Origin of the sequence: Hymenobacter sp. PAMC 26628 (assembly GCF_001562275.1) — a bacterium.
Lineage (GTDB): Bacteria > Bacteroidota > Bacteroidia > Cytophagales > Hymenobacteraceae > Hymenobacter.
In genome coordinates this window covers 3935819-3951475 of sequence record NZ_CP014304.1, presented here as the reverse complement: position 1 = coordinate 3951475, position 15657 = coordinate 3935819, and the positions used below count along the sequence as shown (strand labels likewise).

The window sequence follows — 15657 nt, the reverse complement described above, 5'->3', positions numbered from 1 at the left end:
ATTTATCGGATTGCTCGGATTTGTCGGATTATGGGGGCGATTAATGGGCCTTTGGGCACCGTAATAAAAATATTATGCTGCTGAATAATTTGCACAACCAGCTTACGGGCAGCATTATTGGGTGCGCGATGGAAGTGCATCGGACCCTAGGCAGCGGGTTTCAGGAGGTGATTTACCAGCGTAGCTTGGCCGTGGAGATGGAAAAAGCTGGGCTGGTTTTTGGGAGGGAAGTGGATATGCCGCTCTTCTACAAAGGCGTGGATGTGGGCGCGCGGCGCGCCGATTTTTTAGTGGGTGAGGCCGTGCTGGTCGAACTAAAAGCGCTGCATGAGCTTACGCCAACGCACTACGCTCAAATCATCAATTACCTGGAAGCGTACCAACTCGAAGTCGGCCTACTCATCAACTTCGGCGAGCGCAGCCTGCGTTTTAAACGCTTCATCAAAAGCCAGCCACGCACCTATTCGAACGCATAAAATCTGCCGCCAAGCCCTAGCTCGCCAGATGAGCGCACTGTGTCCGAAACCCGTTGCTCAATCGTCCCCAAAATCCGACGAATCCGAACAATCCGATAAATCCGTGGTTCAGATGAATTTCAACGACATCCCCAACCAGCTCGCCGTCAAGCAGCTGCTGCGCCAATCGGTGCAGCGGGAGCACGTGGCGCACGCGCAGCTGTTCCGTAGCAGCGAGGGCGGCGCGGGGCTGGCCCTGGCCCTCGCCTACGCCCAGTACCTGAACTGCGAGGAGCGGGGCCCCGACGCCGACGACAGCTGCGGCCACTGCCCGGCCTGCACCAAAATTGCCAAGCTGGTGCACCCCGACCTCAACTTCATCGTGCCGGTGACCACCACCAAGGCCGTGCCCAAGGACGCGCTGAGCAGCAAGTTCATGGCCGATTGGCGCAGCTTCGTGCTCGACAACCCGTACCAGGGCTTCAACGACTGGATGCAGCACATCGGGGCCGAGAATAAGCAGGGCAGCATCTCGAAAGAAGAAGCCGGGCAGCTGCTGAAGCTGGTGAGCCTCAAAGCATTCGAGGCCCGGTTTAAAATCGTCATCCTCTGGCTGCCCGAACTGATGCACCCCGCCACGGCCAACGCCGTGCTGAAGCTGCTGGAAGAGCCGCCGCCCGCCACCGTGTTCCTGCTCGTGAGCCACGCGCCCGAGCGGCTGCTGCCCACCATCCTCAGCCGCGTGCAGCCGGTGGCCGTGCGTCCCTTCGCCGAGGCCGACATTGCTGACTACCTGCACGCGCATTACCACGTGCCCGAGGCCAAGGCCCGCCAGGTGGCGCAGCTGGCCGAAGGCAGCCTGGGGGCCGCCATTGCCTCGAAAGACCAGAGCGCCGACCACGACTACTTCGCGTTTTTTCGCGACTGGATGCGCCTGTGCTTCAACTACAACACCAAGGTCGCCGAGATTCTGAAGCAGAGCGAGACGTTCCAAAAGCAGGGCCGCGAAAACCAGAAGGAACTGCTGGCTTATGCCTTGGTGCTGGTGCGCAAGGTGCTGCTCTTCGGCATCGACCCGCGGCTGATGCCCCACCTACCGGCCGAAGAGCAGCAATTTGTGGCCAGCTTCGCCAAATTTGTGACCCCGCGCAATGCCGATGCGCTGACCAAGGAGCTGACCGACGCTCATTACCACATCGAGCGCAACGCTAACCCGCGCATGGTGTTCGTCGACAGCTCATTGCGGCTTGGCGGCCAGCTGCGCGCCGCTTAGGGCCCCCAAACGCTGTTGACTGCTCACTGTTAATTGTTAACTGACTAGATGAACCCCATTCGCCTTGCCACCCGCAGCAGCCGCCTGGCCCTTTGGCAGGCCGAGCGCGTGGCCTACTTGCTCGACCAGGCCGGCCTGCCGTCCGAAATTGTGCCCATGACCACCATTGGCGACCAAGTGCTGGACCGCTCGCTGGCCAAAATCGGGGCCAAAGGCGTGTTCACCGAAGAACTGGAAGAAAGCTTGCGCCGCGGCGAAACCCACTTGGCCGTGCATTCGGCCAAGGACGTGCAAAGCCGCATCCCCGACGATTTGGAGCTACTGGCCTTTCTGGAGCGGGAGAAGGTCAACGACGTAGTGCTGAGCTTTAATGAGCATTTTGCGCTTGACAAGCCGGGTATTGTGCTGGGCACCAGCAGCACCCGCCGCAAGGCCCAGCTGCGCCGCTTCTACCCCGAAGCCACCACGGCCGAGGCCCGCGGCAACCTCCAAACCCGCCTGCGCAAGCTCGAAGAAGGCCAGTTCGACGGCCTGGTGCTGGCCTACGCCGGCGTGCACCGCATGGGCTACGAGCACCTGGTGCGCCATACGCTGCCCGAAACCCGGTTTGTACCCGCCACCGGCCAGGGCAGCATCGCCGTGGAGTGCGCCCGGGGACTGGACGCGGAACTGAAAAGCCAAATCCAAGCCGCCCTCGACCACCCCGCCACTCACGCCTGCCTGCGGGCCGAGCGCGCTTTTTTGCACACCATGGAGGGCGGGTGCAGCATTCCTTCGTTCGCCCTGGCCACATTTGATCCAGCGGGGGCCTTGCGTTTGCACGCCGGTATCATCAGCCTGAGCGGCGAAGAATACGTGGACGACATCCAAATCGCCCCCGCGGCCGATGCCTACCTTTTGGGCACGTCCGTAGCCGATTCGGTGCTGGGCCGCGGCGGCCGAGAAATCCTGGCCAGCATCCGCGAGCACCGCGGCTGAGGGCCCCGGGAGGCATACTTTCGCGAGCGCCGCGGCGTTAAATGGCTTATTGACTAGTTTATGACTTTCTTTTTCTCTCGGGCCGGGTGGTGGCTGGCGGCGCTGCTGCTGCTGGCTCCAGCTGCACAAGCCGCCGCGCCGTTGGCCAAGGGCCCTCGCAAGGGCGGTAAAGATGACGTGGTGACCATCACCACGCCTGAAGGCACCATCCGGCTGCTGCTGTTCCAGGACACGCCGCTGCACCGGGCCAATTTCCTGCAAAAAGCCCGCAAAGGCTTCTACAATGGCACCACGTTTCACCGCGTCATCGACGGCTTCATGATTCAGGGCGGTGATGCCAACTCGAAGGACGACGACCCCGCCAACGACGGCCAGGGCCACCCCGGCGACCCCACCGTGCCCGCCGAGTTGGGCCCCGGCCACCCGCACGTTTATGGTGCCGTAGCCGCTGCCCGCACGGGCGGCCCCGCCGGCACGCCCAGCAGCTATTCGCAGTTTTACCTGGTCGAAAACCACGCCGGTACCCACCGCCTCGATGGCCAATACACGGTGTTCGGCCAAGTCATCCAGGGCCTCGACGTGGTCGACAAAATTGCCAAGGTACCCAAGGACAACCGCGACCGGCCCCTCACCAACGTGCCCATGACGATGAAAGTGGAGCACCTGCGAAAGAAAAAAATCACTAAACTCTACGGCTATACCTACCAATAGAGCTGCTGAACGCCGGCCACGGCGTGGCAAGCCACGAACGCCGCACTGAAACGGCGCATTGATAAAACGATGAAAATCCTCATAACCGGTGCCAACGGCCTGCTGGGCCAAAAGCTGGTGGCGCTGCTGCACGCGCAGCCGGGCGTGGTGCTGGTGGCCACTGGCCGGGGCCCCAACCGGCTGGCCGAGTGGTATCCCACCCTACGCTTCGTAGCCCTCGATGTGACGGACGCCAGCCAAGTGCAGCGCGTGCTGGCCCAGGAGCAGCCCACCCACGTCATCCACACCGCGGCCATGACCAACGTGGACGAGTGCGAGCTGAACCAGGCCACTTGCTGGCAGCAGAACGTAGTGGCTACGGCGCACCTCGCCGCCGCCTGCGCGGCCCTGGGCATTCACCTCACGCACCTCAGCACCGATTTTATTTTTGATGGCAGCGCGGGGCCCCTGGCCGAAGACGCCGTGCCCGCGCCCATCAGCCACTACGGCGCCAGCAAGCTGGCCGCCGAGCAAGCAGTACAGGGCACGGCGGGCCTGCACTGGGCCATTGCCCGCACCGTACTCGTGTACGGGGTATTGCGCGGCGGCGGCCGCACCAACATCGTGCTGTGGGTGCGCGATTCGCTGCGCGCCGGCAAGGTTATTAAGGTGGTCGACGACCAGTGGCGCACGCCTACGCTGGCCGAAGACCTGGCCGTGGGTTGCTGGCTGCTGGCGCAGCACAGCGCGGCGGGCATCTACAACATCTGCGGCAACGAGCTGCTGACGCCCCACGCCATGGCCTTGCGCGTGGCCGATTACTTCGCCCTCGACAAAAACCTGATTGAGCGGGTCGACGCCCGCACGTTTTCGCAGCCGGCCCGGCGGCCAGCCCGCACCGGCCTGCTCATCGGCAAGGCGCAGCGCGAATTGGGCTATCGTCCCCGCACCTTCGAGGAGGGCATTTCCCTAGTAGCGGCCCAGTAGGGCCCCGGCGGGGATTCTATTTACGCAAACGGCCCGCCCGGGGAGGGGCAGGCCGTTTCGCGTGGGATAATTAGGATAAGAAACTTAATAGCAAATAAAAGCAAGCGGCGAGCTGCGGCTGTTCTCAGCGGGGCCCGGCCACAACAGTGGGTCTACCAGCTGCTACGGTTGCCCACGCTGAAGCCTGCGTCGGGAGTGCCCAGCACCAGCAAGTCGCCAATGAGGATGGCCTTGGAATCGCGCAGGGCGGCCTCACCAATGGCGCGCGGAATGAGGTGGCCGTCGGGGGTCAAAAAATCGGGGGCCGGCGCAGCGGCGCGGCGGGTGTTTGCGTATGGCCGCACCCAGGGCGTGGGCGTGGGCGTGGACTGGTACAGATCGAAAATAGACGCCATGGTAGTAGTCGGATACATCAGCAGGGACACGTAAGAGAATGGATATTCGCTAAGAGTATACAATATTACCGACCCTACTAACCCCCACCCTAAGACACTTTGCTGGTAATTGTGACATCACCCGTTGCAAAAATGACTGTTAAAAAAATCAGAAAATACTGAAATAAAGGATGGCTTTAAATATTGTAATGGCCCCTGTTATTCAATAAATACGCAATTAATAGCGGTAAAATACCCATTTAGTACCAAGGCGCCTAACCCCTCGCTTGCGAAAAAGCGTTCTGGTGTGACATTAGCAAAGCCCCACATTATTTATTTGCCTGGCACTGAAGGGGCACTCAAGGCCTGAAGGGCAAGCATGGTGAGCAGCAAAAGCCCGCCTGGCCCTGCTACCAGCCACCAAGCTGTAGGTTCGAGGCGGGCGGTGCTGAGCAGCTGGCCCCAGCTGGGCACCTCGGGCGGCAAGCCAATGCCCAAAAAAGAGAGCGTGCTTTCCAGTCCCAACAAGCCCGCCAAGCTAAGCGGAAAGGCCGTGCGCAGCGGCCGGCACGCGGCCGGCAACGCGTGCCGCCACCACACACGCCCCGGCGGCAGGCCCAGGGCCCAGGTAGCGGCAACAAAGGGTTGAGCTTTGACGCGCAACATTTCGGCCCGCACAAGTCGCGCCGGCCCGGCCCACGACGTGAGCACCAGCACCCCGAGCAAGCCAGCCGGCGAAAGCGCCACGCTGCCGGCCAGTACCACTACTAGCACCAACCGCGGCACGGCCCCCAGCAGCGCCGTGGCCCCCAGCACCCCTGCATCGAGCGGCACCGGCAGCCGGGGCCCCCGGCGGGCCGGGCCCCACCCGCTGCCGGCCAGCCCCGCGGCTGCCACCACCAGTCCGGCCCCGGCCCCGGGCAGCGCCAAGGCCCACCAGAGCAGCCCCAGTAAGCCGGCGCCGCTGATCAGGGGCAAGCGCAGGCGGTTGCGCCAAAAGCCGGCGGCCCCGCCCAGCAGGGCCCCCAAGGCGCTGGCCAGTGCGGCCGCCGTTACGCTCAGGCCCAGCGCCGTGCGGGCTCCGAACACCAACTCGGCCAGCACGTCGCGGCCCATCGGGTCGGTGCCCAGCCAGTGAGCGCTACCCGCAGTAAACGGCGGTAGACTAAGGTATACAAGATCAGGCTGGGCGGGCGGGTATGGCAGCGGCAGCACGGGGGCCACCAGGGCTAGGGCCCCCAGCAGCACCAGCCAGCCGAGTGCCACCGCGCGCCCACCACGCGCCAGGGCATAACCAGGGGCGCGCCTCATGCCACGCGCGGGTCAAGCCAGCGGGCCCCGGCGTCGGCTAGCACCAGGGAAAGCAAGCGAGCGGCTCCCACCAGCAACACGCCGCCCACCAGCACAGGGTAGTCGCGGGTAGCGGCGGCCTCGGCCAGCAAGCGGCCCATGCCAGGCAATGAAAATACCACTTCGACCACCACAGCGCCTGCTACCAGGGCGGGCAGCAAGTCGGCCACCAACGGCAAGAGGGGCACCAAGGCGTTGCGCAACGCGTGCTGCCGCAACACTTGCTGGGCCGCCAAGCCTTTGGCCCGGGCCGTGACGGCGTAGCCATTGCCCAGCTCGTGCGCGAGGGAGGCGGTCAGTTGCAGGGCGAGTTCGGGCGAGGCACTCAGCACCAAACAGACCAGTGGCAACACCAAATAGGGGCCCCACGAGAAGCCACCTTCTGCCCCAGCGGTTTGCGTGTAAGTAGGGAACCAGTCCAGCGCGTCGGGGTTGGCTAGGCCCAGCAGGAAGCCCGTGGCCAGCACAAACAGGGGCAAGGCCTGCATGCCTGCCAAGAAGGCCAGCGCGGGTCGCCGCCACCACGGCCGGCGGGCCAGGGCCAACGCCAAAGCAAGGGCCAGCCACAAAGACAAGGCCGCGGCTGCACCAGTCAGGGGAAGGGTGTACGCCAGCGCCGCGCCCAAACGCGCGACCACAGGCCGGCCATCGCGAAACGAGGTGCCCCAATCGCCCCGGAGCAGGGCCCCTAACCAGCGGTGGTACTGGTTGTGGCGGCCGTTCCACTGCCAGGGCGCCGGGCCCCCATCGGGTGCGGGGGGGCGGCGCGAAAAGTAGAACAGGGGTTCGGCCAACCCCAGCCGCTGGCGGGCCGCTTGGCGGGCCAAATCGCGCGCCTGGGCACTGGCAGGTGCTCCACTGCCTAGCTCGGTGGCGGCGGCAAGCCCCAGGCTTTCATCGGGGAGCGGGGCCCAGCGGCTCAGCAGAAACACGAGCGAAGCCAACGCCCACATGGCAAGGATGGCTTGGCCCGCGCGTTGAAAAAAAACCTGCCCCACGCCTACTGAAGTACGGCCTGGGGGCCCCAGGTCATGGCCGCAGCTGCGTAGCCCGGCCGGATGCTGCTGGGGCAAAGGTTGCGCAGCCGGCGGTTTGCCGCCAGGCGGTTGTATTGAAAGAAGAGCGGGACCATCGGCATTTCCTCGCGCAACAGTACTTGCAACTTCCGCAGCAACTGGGCCCTGGTGGCCGGCGACTGCGCCACCGCAACGGCCTCCACGAGGCGGTCGCTGACTGGGGTGCCAAAGCCCGTCAGATTACCTTCGCCCACCGCCTCTGAATGCAGAATGGGGATAAAATTGAATACGTAAGGGTTGCCCCTGATTGGCTCGATATACAAGTCAAAATCGCCCTTTTGCAGTGCGGGCCTAAGCAAACCTGCCTCTGTGGGGCGCAGCTCTACAACAATGCCAATCCGGGCCGCAGCCGCCCGAAATTGCAGCCCAATGGTTTCAAATGTAGTTTCTTCCGCCCGGTACCGCACCTGTAGCGCTAGTTGCTGCACCTCGCCGCGGGGGCCCTGGCGCGTCCAGCGAGCGGCGGGATCCGTTGCTTTTTGCCGCCAGCCAGCCTGCTGTAGCAGCGTTGCGGCCCGGTTTGGGGCAAACGAGAGCAAGGGTAAGCTGTCGGCATAATTGCGGCCCGTATTAGGCGAAATAATGCCGACGGTGCGCTGCCCCAGGCCCTGTTGTGTAGCGGCCAACAAAGCTGACACGTCGAAAAGCAAGGCCAGGGCCTGCCGCGTTAGGCGGTCGGCCAGGGCCGGCCGCCGGGTGTTAAAACCGGCCGTGACTACGTTGTGCGACAGCGTGCTGTAAAAAGCCAGCGTTTGCTGGGCCTTTGCTGACTGACGCAGCCGATTGAAATCGCGGGCAGGAATACCCGGGTATAAGTCCACATCGCCCCGGCGCAGCGCCAGGACTGCGCTGGCGCTGTTAGGAATAACCAAAAAGTCGATTTGCGCAGGGCGCGCTTGTAACACCAGAGGGGGAGATTTTAGCTGGTCGGCCCACCATTGCGGCTTGCGCTGGAAACGCAAGAGGTGGTCTTTTTCCCAACTTACCAAGCGGTAGGGCCCGCAACCGGGCAGCCGTTCGGGGTGCTGACCCGGGGCGGCGGCGGTATACCGCCGGGCCATAGCCTCCAGCGCAGTATCCGGGTCTGCATTGGCAGGGCGGTTGATCAAATCGGCCAAGCGGTAGCGGCGCAATGTGCCGCGAGCGTCCAACGCGGCTTCCGGCAAAATGAAAAAATCGCCGGAGGTTTGCGCAAAGTCCGACGCCTGTCCCCGACACACCAGCGTAAACCGCCGCGCGTTGTGGGGATCGGCCCGCAGCTCTTGGATAAAATTAAATTGGGTTCGAATATTTTCGTTGGGCATACCCGGGGCCTGCATCAGCTTGAGGGTAAACGCGACGTCGCTGGCGAGGACCGGCTGGCCGTTGTCCCAGGTGGCGGCCCCGCGCAGGCAGTACGTGAGCAGCATAAGCGAATCGCCCACCAACTTAATTCTGGGCAAGGAATCTGCTAAACCAGGGCTATAGGATGATTTGGCATAATCAACTTGCAATAGGCTCAGGTGAAGTAGGTTCTCCGCTTCGGCACTCGATTGGTTCGGCTGCCTCAACGGGTCAAGTGTCTCCGGATCGGTAGCCCACCGAATGCGCACACTATCGGCCACAGTTGCCCTTGGGCCCGAACAGGCCATTAGCAATCCGGTGCACAAGCCAGCGAGTAACGGTAACTTCATAAAACGATGGCGGGATAGAACGGGGCTAAGTTAGCCATCCTGTTCTATCCCGCCACCTTGGTCAAGCGAAGAAGTAGTGTTCTGCCTGGCAGGGTAACTACTTAGTGCTTTCTGTTTGAATTATTTATTTATTGGTAGGAGCGACGATGCCACCGCCCCAGCCGCTGCTGCCGCCGTTGGCCACGATGCCACCGCCCCAGCCGCTGCTGCCGCCGTTGGCCACAATGCCACCGCCCCAGCCGCTGCTGCCGCCAGCAGATGAAGTAGCATCTTGAGCGGGAGTACCGGTGATGCTGAAAATTTGGAACAAGGCGTAGGCGATGAGTTCAAACATGGGAGCGACCTTTATATTGTTGTTAGCGTTTGTGCGGCACAAAATTGGGCCACCGATGAGCTATACAAAAGGACACTCTTGTTTAAATAGTGACTATGATTATTTTTATACAAAACATAATTTATTATATAAAAATTCGTAAAATAGTTAATATTTCACTATTAATTATTAAAATAAAACAATACGTATTTGTAAAAATAGCTCTAATTGTGACATCTCAAGTATGAATATCTTGCTAAAATACTTTCATAATATAAGAATGTGCTTGCTATGCAAGCGGACGTACTTTAACCATGTCTGTAAAATAAGATTATTTAAAGATATTTGCTAAATGAGGGCTAAATAGCCCTTGTGACAAACCACAGTGTGTTATGAAAGAATCGAGAACTTTAGCACAAATAATAACATCTCGAAAATTGTCTTTGCTACCGCTGCTAGACTTTGATGCAGGCGAAAAAATGAAGGAGAATAAATTGGTGGCGGTTTTGGCTGAAGGACAAGAGTCAACCCGTACCCAGTTAGTACGGACACTTTACGGTAAAGGCACAGCTAATACTGAGGCATCATTCCGAAAATTGCATTCGCGCGTGATGGCTAAAATGTTAAATCATCTTTATTTTCTTGATTATTCTGATCAGCGTCATCTAGTTTCTAAGCGTCATGAATTGGAGTGCGTTGCATTATTTCATAAGGCGCTCATACTGTATAATGAGAGTGAGTCTTTATTAGCTATAAGATTGTTAAATAGATGTTTAGAGTTGGCGCAACGGGACGGATTTACCCGTTACGCTATTCAGGCTGCGGAATTATTACGGGTTTTGTATACTCAGCAGCAACAGCGACCTCGGTACCGCATCATAAATAAAGTGCTTACTGAATTGCAGAAAATACGTGCTTGTGAAGAAGAAGCGGATACTATATATAATGACGCCCGGTTGGCTGGTGCTGGGACGGTAAAAACGCGAAGGGTTTTGTTGCCGATGATGCCGACGTACTTAACGAGACTAGCTGAGTTACACCACAAAGCAAAGTCAGTCGATACGGGTAACTACTTGTATCAAATGCGGTTACTTCAGCAAGAGTTGACGGGCAATTATGCTGAAATCATTAAAATCACGGCGGAGGCGGCACGGCAGCTCAAGGCGGGTAAGCTAAACCCGCGCCGATTTGATGTGCGGTTCAACCACTTCATGAGCGTGTATGCGCACTTGCTGAGCCGGCAAGCCGAAAACGGCTTGAAGCTGGCAGTGGTGTACGACAAGGATTTTCATCCGTCGTCGGGCAACTGGTTTTATTTTCAGGAACACTTCTTGTTGCTGGCGCTGCACGCCGGCGATTACGTGCAGGCGCGGCAAGTGCTGCAAACGGCCACCGGCAACGCCAGCTTCGGCAAGCAGCGGGCGGCGGCGCAGCAGCGCTGGGAGCTGTTTCGGGCCTACGTCGACTTTGTGCAGCCCCCCGCCCGGCCTACGCCGGTGCGGCGGCAACAAATGGAGCAGTGGGCCCTCACCATTCCCGAGTATAGCCGCGACAAGCGGGGCCACAATGTGGCTATTTTAGTGATGCAGGTGCTGTACTTCCTGCGCCAGCGCGACCTCGACGCCGTGCTGCTGCGCGCCGACCGCCTGCGCAAGTACCAGCAGCGCCACCTGCGCGAGGCTGCTAACCTGCGCACCCGGCTGTTCCTGCGGTTATTATTACTGATTGTGGAGCAGGAGTTTGACCCCGTGCGCAGCGCTCGGCAGGCCGCCACGCTGCTGAAGCAGCTAGAAGACGCCCCGCCGCCCGGCGAGGCCTTTGCGGAGGTGGAAATCATTCCCTACGAAACCCTCTGGCAACTGGCCTTGCAGGAGTTGAGGACCGGGCCTCCTATGCCCAGTGCGCCGAGCGTGGCCGAGGCCAAGTAGCGTGGGGCCCCTGGCCAACGCTGGCCAGGGGCCCGGAGCTCGCCGCCAAAAAAACGCGGGGCCCGGGGTGGGGCCCCGGGCCCCGCGGGGCTGTTTATCATGCAGGGATGCTTATTGCACCAGCACGCGCCGCGCGGCGGCCACCCCGTTCAGGGGGCTAAAAACTACGCTGTAGAGGCCTGGGGCCAAGGGTGTGGTCAGCAACTGCTCGGTGGCGGCGCTGGCCGCCGTCAGCTGGGCTTGCCACACGGTGCGGCCTAGGTCGTCAATCAGGCGGAGCTGACCGCCGCCACTTTGGGCAGGCAGGCGTACGTGCAGGGCCGTGCCGGCCGCCGTGGGATTGGGCCAGGCTTCGAGGCCCGTGGCGGCGGCGGCGCTGGTGAGGGACAGCAACTGGCTGCCGACGTTCACGTTGTCGACGTAGAGGTAGTTGCCGTAGCCGTTGTAGCCCACGAAACGCAGCAGCACGCTCTTGCCGATGTAGGGCGTCAAGTCAACCAACTCTTGCCGCCACTGGGTACCGGCGGAAGGCACAAAATAGGTTTTTTGGGCCCCGGTGGTGCCCAGCGTGCCGGTGGCCCCCTTCGCGTAAGGGCGGCCCAGCACGGCTAGGGTGCAAGCATCCATCACTTGCACAATCAACGAATCGGGACTGGTGGCGGCGCTTGTGAGGGGCGCGTAGGCCAGGTCGAACCGCAGCGTGGGCTGGGCGGCGCTCAGGTTGAGGGGTGGGGTTTGCAACACGTCGCGCTGGCCCACGGCGGCATCGGGCGCAAACGGGGCCCGGGCGGCCCGGGTGCTGGTACCGGCGCGGCCGATGATGCCGTCGACGAGCACCCAGGTGAAGAGGCCGTCGGGATTCTCAATGGCCCAGCCCGCGGGCAGGCTGGTCGAAGTGTCGAAGGTTTCGGCGAAGGGCAGGGCGCGGCCAGCTGTCACCTCAATGCTAGCGGTGGACGTGGTGCTGCCGAAGCCGTTGGAGACGGTGAGACTGGCCGTGTAGGTGCCCGCCGTGGCGTACGAAACCGTGGCGCCGGCGGTATTGGCCGTAGCCGGCGAGCCGCCGGGAAACGACCAGGCGTAGGTACCCGGGCAGAAGTCCGTTTGACTGGTGAAGCTCACTGTGCCGCCGGGGCAAATGCGGGTGCGGTTAGCGGCGGCCGTGGCCTGCGGGGCCCTACCGTACACCACCACGTAACCGGTGTCGACGCGGGTGGCGGTGCCGTTGGCATTGGTAGCGGCCAGCGTCACGGCGAAGCGGCCGGGCGTGTTGTAGGTCACGGTGGGGTTGCGGTCGGTAGAAGCGGCGGGCGTGCCGCCGCTAAACGTCCAGGCCCAGCTGGTGGGCTTGAACAGCGACGAATCGCGGAAGGCCACCACCAGGCCCGGGCAGCCCACAGTGGGCTGGGTGGAGGTGTACAGCGGTACCGGCGCGGCGGCCGCCGCCGTCAGGGCAATGTCGTCGAAGGCCATGCCGCGGCGGCTGCTGGCTGTGGCCGCCGTGGCGGGGCCCTGGCCGTACTGCTGGAACTTCACCCGCACGTCGGCGCCCAGCGCGAGGTTGTTGGCCGCCGCAAACTGGGTCAGGTTCACGCTTTGGGTTTGATAGGTAGTGGTGGAATTAACGCCCGTCAGGTTCACTACCCGGTACCAGGTGGTGCCGCCGTCCACGCTCAGCGCCACGCCGTCGCCGTTGCTTGAACCCGTGAACTGGGTGGGCAGGGCATTATCGGTTTCGGCGGCAAACTTGCGCTGGCGGAAGGTGAGGAGCAAATCCTGGCCGGGCGTGTTTTTGGCGTACCACACGGCCTCGTTCAGGCCGGCGTAGGCCGTTGAGGCAGAAAATGCTGCGTCCATCACTAGGTAGCTGGTGCCCGAAGCGGCGCCGGTGCCGGTGGCCACCTGCACGCGGCCGGCCTTGGTGCTATTCACCGTCCAGCTTATGGGCAAGGCGCGCTTCTCCAGGTCTTCCACGGCCGGCGGCGTGATGGCCACGGGCGGGCCGTAGATGGCCGTGAAGGCATCAATCAGCCCGGCGCCGGTGAGGGTGTTGAAACCGGCCGTGGGGCCCACGGGCCGGGCGGTAGCCGCCAGGCGGGCGTTCACCTGGGCCGGGGTGAGGGCCGGCTCCGACTGCAACAGCAAGGCCGCCACCGCTGCCGCCGCAGGAGCCGCCGCCGATGTGCCGAAGAAGTTGGGCAAGCCATCGCCCTCGGCGTCTTGGCCACCAAAAAACGTGGTATTGCCGCCGTCCACCGAGGCAATGTCGGGCTTGGGGCGCGTCACGGGGGCCCCCAGGGCCGTGCCGTCGGGGTTGAACAGGATAGTGGGGCTGCCCTTCGCCGTGTACGACTCGGGGTTTTTAGAATCGAAATATGCCACGGCGGCCACCGCGGAAGCAGCCGCAGCGGCGGCGTGCCCCACCACGGTGCCGCTGTTGGTGAGCCACTCGGTGGGCTGGCCGTCGCTCAGGGCAATGTACTTGATGCGCGCGGGGTTGGCGGTGCCGGTGCGGCGCACAATCACCAGGTCAAACAGGGTGGTGTGAGTTTTGGACGTGTCGTTGGTAAAGCCCGTGATTTCTAAGGGCACCTGCGAGCGCAGGTTGCTGGTGTTCGACGCATCCACCGTGTCGCCGCGCGACGAGAGGATGTAGGCGTCAAGGTCGGTTCTGACCCCCGCGGTGGTGTAAAACGGGTCGCTCCACTGCAAGGCCACCGTCATGTCGGCCCCGTTGGCCACCGAAAAGCGCTGGGCCACGTCGGTGCCACCGGTGTTGTCGAAATTGAGCCGGGCCAGGCTGCGGGCCCCCACCACGAAGGCCGGGGCGGCGTTCTCGTAGCTCTGGTCGCCGTTGTTGCCAGCCGATGAAAAGTAGGTTGCCCCGCGCTGGCTCACCACCTGCGTCACGGCCTGGGCCACCACGCCGTCCTGGAAGTAAGGCTCGGCAAAGTAGGCAATGTCGTCGACGATGACCTTGCAATTGCCCTTGGCCGGATCGGCCAGGTCGAGGATGTGCTGGGCAAAGTCGGCCTCCGAGTTGTACGCTGTGCTGAACGCCAGCGGGGCCCCGGGGGCCAGGTCGTACACGAGCTGGGCCATAGCCCGGCCCTCGTCGGTGCCCTCGCCGTCGCCCAAGTCGCTGAGCACCTGCACGCCAGCGGCCGGCAAATCGTTCGAAGCCACGTCGTTGGCCGCGCCCTTCAGAGAGTTGTACGAGTCGCTGAGGATGCCCACGCGCACGCCCGCACCGGTCAGGTTCTTGGAGAGCGTGGCCCGGGTGCGGGCCGCTTCCAGCACGTAATCGGCCTGGGTGGTCACGCGGCCGGTTTGGGCAATGGGCCGCCACACGGGCAGCACGCCCAGCAGGCCCTGAGCCGCCAGCGCCTCCAGGCCCGGGGCCCCGGGGGCCAGCTGGGCCAGCGGCAGCATGCCGTCCACGAAGTGTAAATCGGGCCGGTTGGCCACCACTACAAAGCCCCGCGCCTGCAGCGCGGGCAGCAGCGCCGCTACGTCGCGCGCCGTGATGTGCACCAGCACCGCCGTGGCGTCTTTGCTTAAGCGCAGCTGCGGGTGGGCCGTTTTCAAATTAACCGGGGCCCCACCGCGGCTGGCCGCCGTGCCCTGCTGGTACACCTGCTGCAGCTCGGGGCTAATGCGCGAGTTGGGGTCGGCGCGCTGGTACACGGCGGTTGGCGGTGCCTTTTGCGTGGCGTGGGCCGTGGGGCGCGGCCGGAGGGGGCCGTCGGGCCCCGGCCTGGTTTGGGCCCCGGCGGTGCCCGTGGCAACCCACGTGAGGGCCCCCAGCAGCGCCGCGCGCCCGAAATAACCAATAGAGTTAAGGTTCATGCAGCGAGTGAGATGAAGGAAGGATTAGCGTATAGAAGCGACTGCGGGCGCGGGTGGCCCCGGCCGTTGCGCGCAGGCAAAGTACTAAGCATAACCCCGGGCCCCTAGTTCCGCCGACCGGCCGTGCCTATGAATCGACCAAGGGCCCCAGGCCGAACCTTTTGCCTGGCCGGTGGCTTTAGCACCCGGCCCGCCGTGCGTATCTTTGTCTATGCCGCCGGCGGCCGAATTTTTCTGTCGTCACCCCGCATTTTTTATTTTTACTACTATGGCAGTTTACCCCGAATACATGGTGGCCCCCATTCGCCAAGACCTGACGGATGTTGGCTTTGAGCAGCTCATGACCCCCGCCGACGTGGACGCCAGCTTGGCCGCCACCGAAGGCACCGTACTGGTGGCCGTGAACTCGGTGTGCGGCTGCGCCGCTGCCAAGGCCCGCCCCGCCCTCAAAATGGCCCTCGCCAGCGCCGATAAAAAGCCCGGCAAGCTCGTGACCGTGTTTGCGGGCATGGAGACCGAAGCCGTGGCCAAAATGCGCGAGCACCTGCTGCCTTACCCGCCCTCGTCGCCCTGCATCGGCCTGTTCAAAGACGGCGAGCTGGTGCACATGATCGAGCGCTACCACATCGAAGGCAACGACCTCACCCGCATCGTCAACAACTTGCAGGGCGCCTTCGAAGAATACTGCTAGGGCCCCACGGAGCTCAATGC

At 62.7% G+C, this 15657-nt stretch carries 13 protein-coding genes; 7 read left to right on the top strand and 6 right to left on the bottom strand.

Annotated elements, in window-relative coordinates; all coding sequences use genetic code 11:
- Positions 1-74: 74 nt before the first annotated feature.
- The 5 genes from AXW84_RS17115 (at position 75) to AXW84_RS17095 (ending at position 4383) form a co-directional block, all read left to right on the top strand.
- Positions 75-476 carry a GxxExxY protein gene (locus AXW84_RS17115; protein WP_068235986.1) on the top strand — a complete coding sequence of 134 codons (402 nt, stop codon included), beginning with the start codon at positions 75-77 and terminating at the stop codon, positions 474-476.
- A 112-nt stretch (positions 477-588) separates the two neighbouring features.
- Positions 589-1728, top strand: a complete 1140-nt coding sequence (locus AXW84_RS17110) for a DNA polymerase III subunit (protein WP_068235983.1) — start codon at positions 589-591, stop codon at positions 1726-1728.
- A gap of 48 nt (positions 1729-1776) precedes the next feature.
- A complete protein-coding gene (gene hemC / locus AXW84_RS17105; protein ID WP_068235978.1) occupies positions 1777-2706 on the top strand; it encodes a hydroxymethylbilane synthase in 930 nt (309 codons plus the stop codon).
- Between the two features lie 60 nt (positions 2707-2766).
- Positions 2767-3417 carry a peptidylprolyl isomerase gene (locus AXW84_RS17100; protein WP_068235977.1) on the top strand — a complete coding sequence of 217 codons (651 nt, stop codon included), beginning with the start codon at positions 2767-2769 and terminating at the stop codon, positions 3415-3417.
- A 69-nt stretch (positions 3418-3486) separates the two neighbouring features.
- Positions 3487-4383, top strand: coding sequence for an SDR family oxidoreductase (locus AXW84_RS17095; protein ID WP_068235975.1), 897 nt, complete (start codon positions 3487-3489; stop codon positions 4381-4383).
- 152 nt (positions 4384-4535) lie between these two features.
- Here AXW84_RS17095 and AXW84_RS17090 read toward each other — a convergent pair whose 3' ends face one another.
- The 5 genes from AXW84_RS17090 to AXW84_RS17070 form a co-directional block, all read right to left on the bottom strand.
- Positions 4536-4796, bottom strand: a complete 261-nt coding sequence (locus AXW84_RS17090) for a hypothetical protein (RefSeq protein WP_162268273.1) — start codon at positions 4794-4796, stop codon at positions 4536-4538.
- A gap of 294 nt (positions 4797-5090) precedes the next feature.
- On the bottom strand, positions 5091-6068 hold the full coding sequence (locus AXW84_RS17085; protein WP_082773956.1) for an ABC transporter permease subunit: 978 nt from the start codon (positions 6066-6068) through the stop codon (positions 5091-5093).
- Positions 6065-7060: an ABC transporter permease subunit gene (locus tag AXW84_RS17080; RefSeq protein WP_068235968.1), complete on the bottom strand. Its 996-nt coding sequence runs from the start codon at positions 7058-7060 to the stop codon at positions 6065-6067. Before AXW84_RS17080 ends, AXW84_RS17085 begins: the two co-directional genes overlap by 4 nt.
- A 47-nt stretch (positions 7061-7107) precedes the next feature.
- Positions 7108-8625 carry an ABC transporter substrate-binding protein gene (locus AXW84_RS17075; protein ID WP_071891470.1) on the bottom strand — a complete coding sequence of 506 codons (1518 nt, stop codon included), beginning with the start codon at positions 8623-8625 and terminating at the stop codon, positions 7108-7110.
- A gap of 355 nt (positions 8626-8980) precedes the next feature.
- Positions 8981-9190, bottom strand: a complete 210-nt coding sequence (locus tag AXW84_RS17070; RefSeq protein ID WP_068235964.1) for a hypothetical protein — start codon at positions 9188-9190, stop codon at positions 8981-8983.
- Positions 9191-10251: 1061 nt separating this feature from the next.
- Here AXW84_RS17070 and AXW84_RS17065 point away from each other — a divergent pair.
- On the top strand, positions 10252-11097 hold the full coding sequence (locus tag AXW84_RS17065; protein WP_157887089.1) for a hypothetical protein: 846 nt from the start codon (positions 10252-10254) through the stop codon (positions 11095-11097).
- Between the two features lie 111 nt (positions 11098-11208).
- On the opposite strand, the gene AXW84_RS17060 is transcribed toward AXW84_RS17065, so the two are convergent.
- Positions 11209-14946 (bottom strand): PKD domain-containing protein, encoded by a 3738-nt coding sequence (locus tag AXW84_RS17060; protein WP_068235958.1) that lies wholly within the window; start codon positions 14944-14946, stop codon positions 11209-11211.
- A gap of 268 nt (positions 14947-15214) precedes the next feature.
- On the opposite strand from AXW84_RS17060, the gene AXW84_RS17055 reads away from it, so the two are divergent.
- A complete protein-coding gene (locus AXW84_RS17055; RefSeq protein ID WP_068235956.1) occupies positions 15215-15637 on the top strand; it encodes a BrxA/BrxB family bacilliredoxin in 423 nt (140 codons plus the stop codon).
- The last annotated feature ends 20 nt before the right edge of the window (positions 15638-15657 follow it).

What these genes read in the sequence shown, in the direction of transcription:
- AXW84_RS17095 (WP_068235975.1), top strand. Translation starts at nt 3,487, where the DNA reads ATGAAAATCCTCATAACCGGTGCCAACGGCCTGCTGGGCCAAAAGCTG.
- hemC (WP_068235978.1), top strand. Translation starts at nt 1,777, where the DNA reads ATGAACCCCATTCGCCTTGCCACCCGCAGCAGCCGCCTGGCCCTTTGG.
- AXW84_RS17060 (WP_068235958.1), bottom strand. Translation starts at nt 14,946, where the DNA reads ATGAACCTTAACTCTATTGGTTATTTCGGGCGCGCGGCGCTGCTGGGG.
- AXW84_RS17080 (WP_068235968.1), bottom strand. Translation starts at nt 7,060, where the DNA reads ATGTGGGCGTTGGCTTCGCTCGTGTTTCTGCTGAGCCGCTGGGCCCCG.
- AXW84_RS17100 (WP_068235977.1), top strand. Translation starts at nt 2,767, where the DNA reads ATGACTTTCTTTTTCTCTCGGGCCGGGTGGTGGCTGGCGGCGCTGCTG.
- AXW84_RS17090 (WP_162268273.1), bottom strand. Translation starts at nt 4,796, where the DNA reads ATGTATCCGACTACTACCATGGCGTCTATTTTCGATCTGTACCAGTCC.
- AXW84_RS17065 (WP_157887089.1), top strand. Translation starts at nt 10,252, where the DNA reads ATGCGGTTACTTCAGCAAGAGTTGACGGGCAATTATGCTGAAATCATT.
- AXW84_RS17055 (WP_068235956.1), top strand. Translation starts at nt 15,215, where the DNA reads ATGGCAGTTTACCCCGAATACATGGTGGCCCCCATTCGCCAAGACCTG.
- AXW84_RS17085 (WP_082773956.1), bottom strand. Translation starts at nt 6,068, where the DNA reads ATGAGGCGCGCCCCTGGTTATGCCCTGGCGCGTGGTGGGCGCGCGGTG.
- AXW84_RS17070 (WP_068235964.1), bottom strand. Translation starts at nt 9,190, where the DNA reads ATGTTTGAACTCATCGCCTACGCCTTGTTCCAAATTTTCAGCATCACC.
- AXW84_RS17110 (WP_068235983.1), top strand. Translation starts at nt 589, where the DNA reads ATGAATTTCAACGACATCCCCAACCAGCTCGCCGTCAAGCAGCTGCTG.
- AXW84_RS17115 (WP_068235986.1), top strand. Translation starts at nt 75, where the DNA reads ATGCTGCTGAATAATTTGCACAACCAGCTTACGGGCAGCATTATTGGG.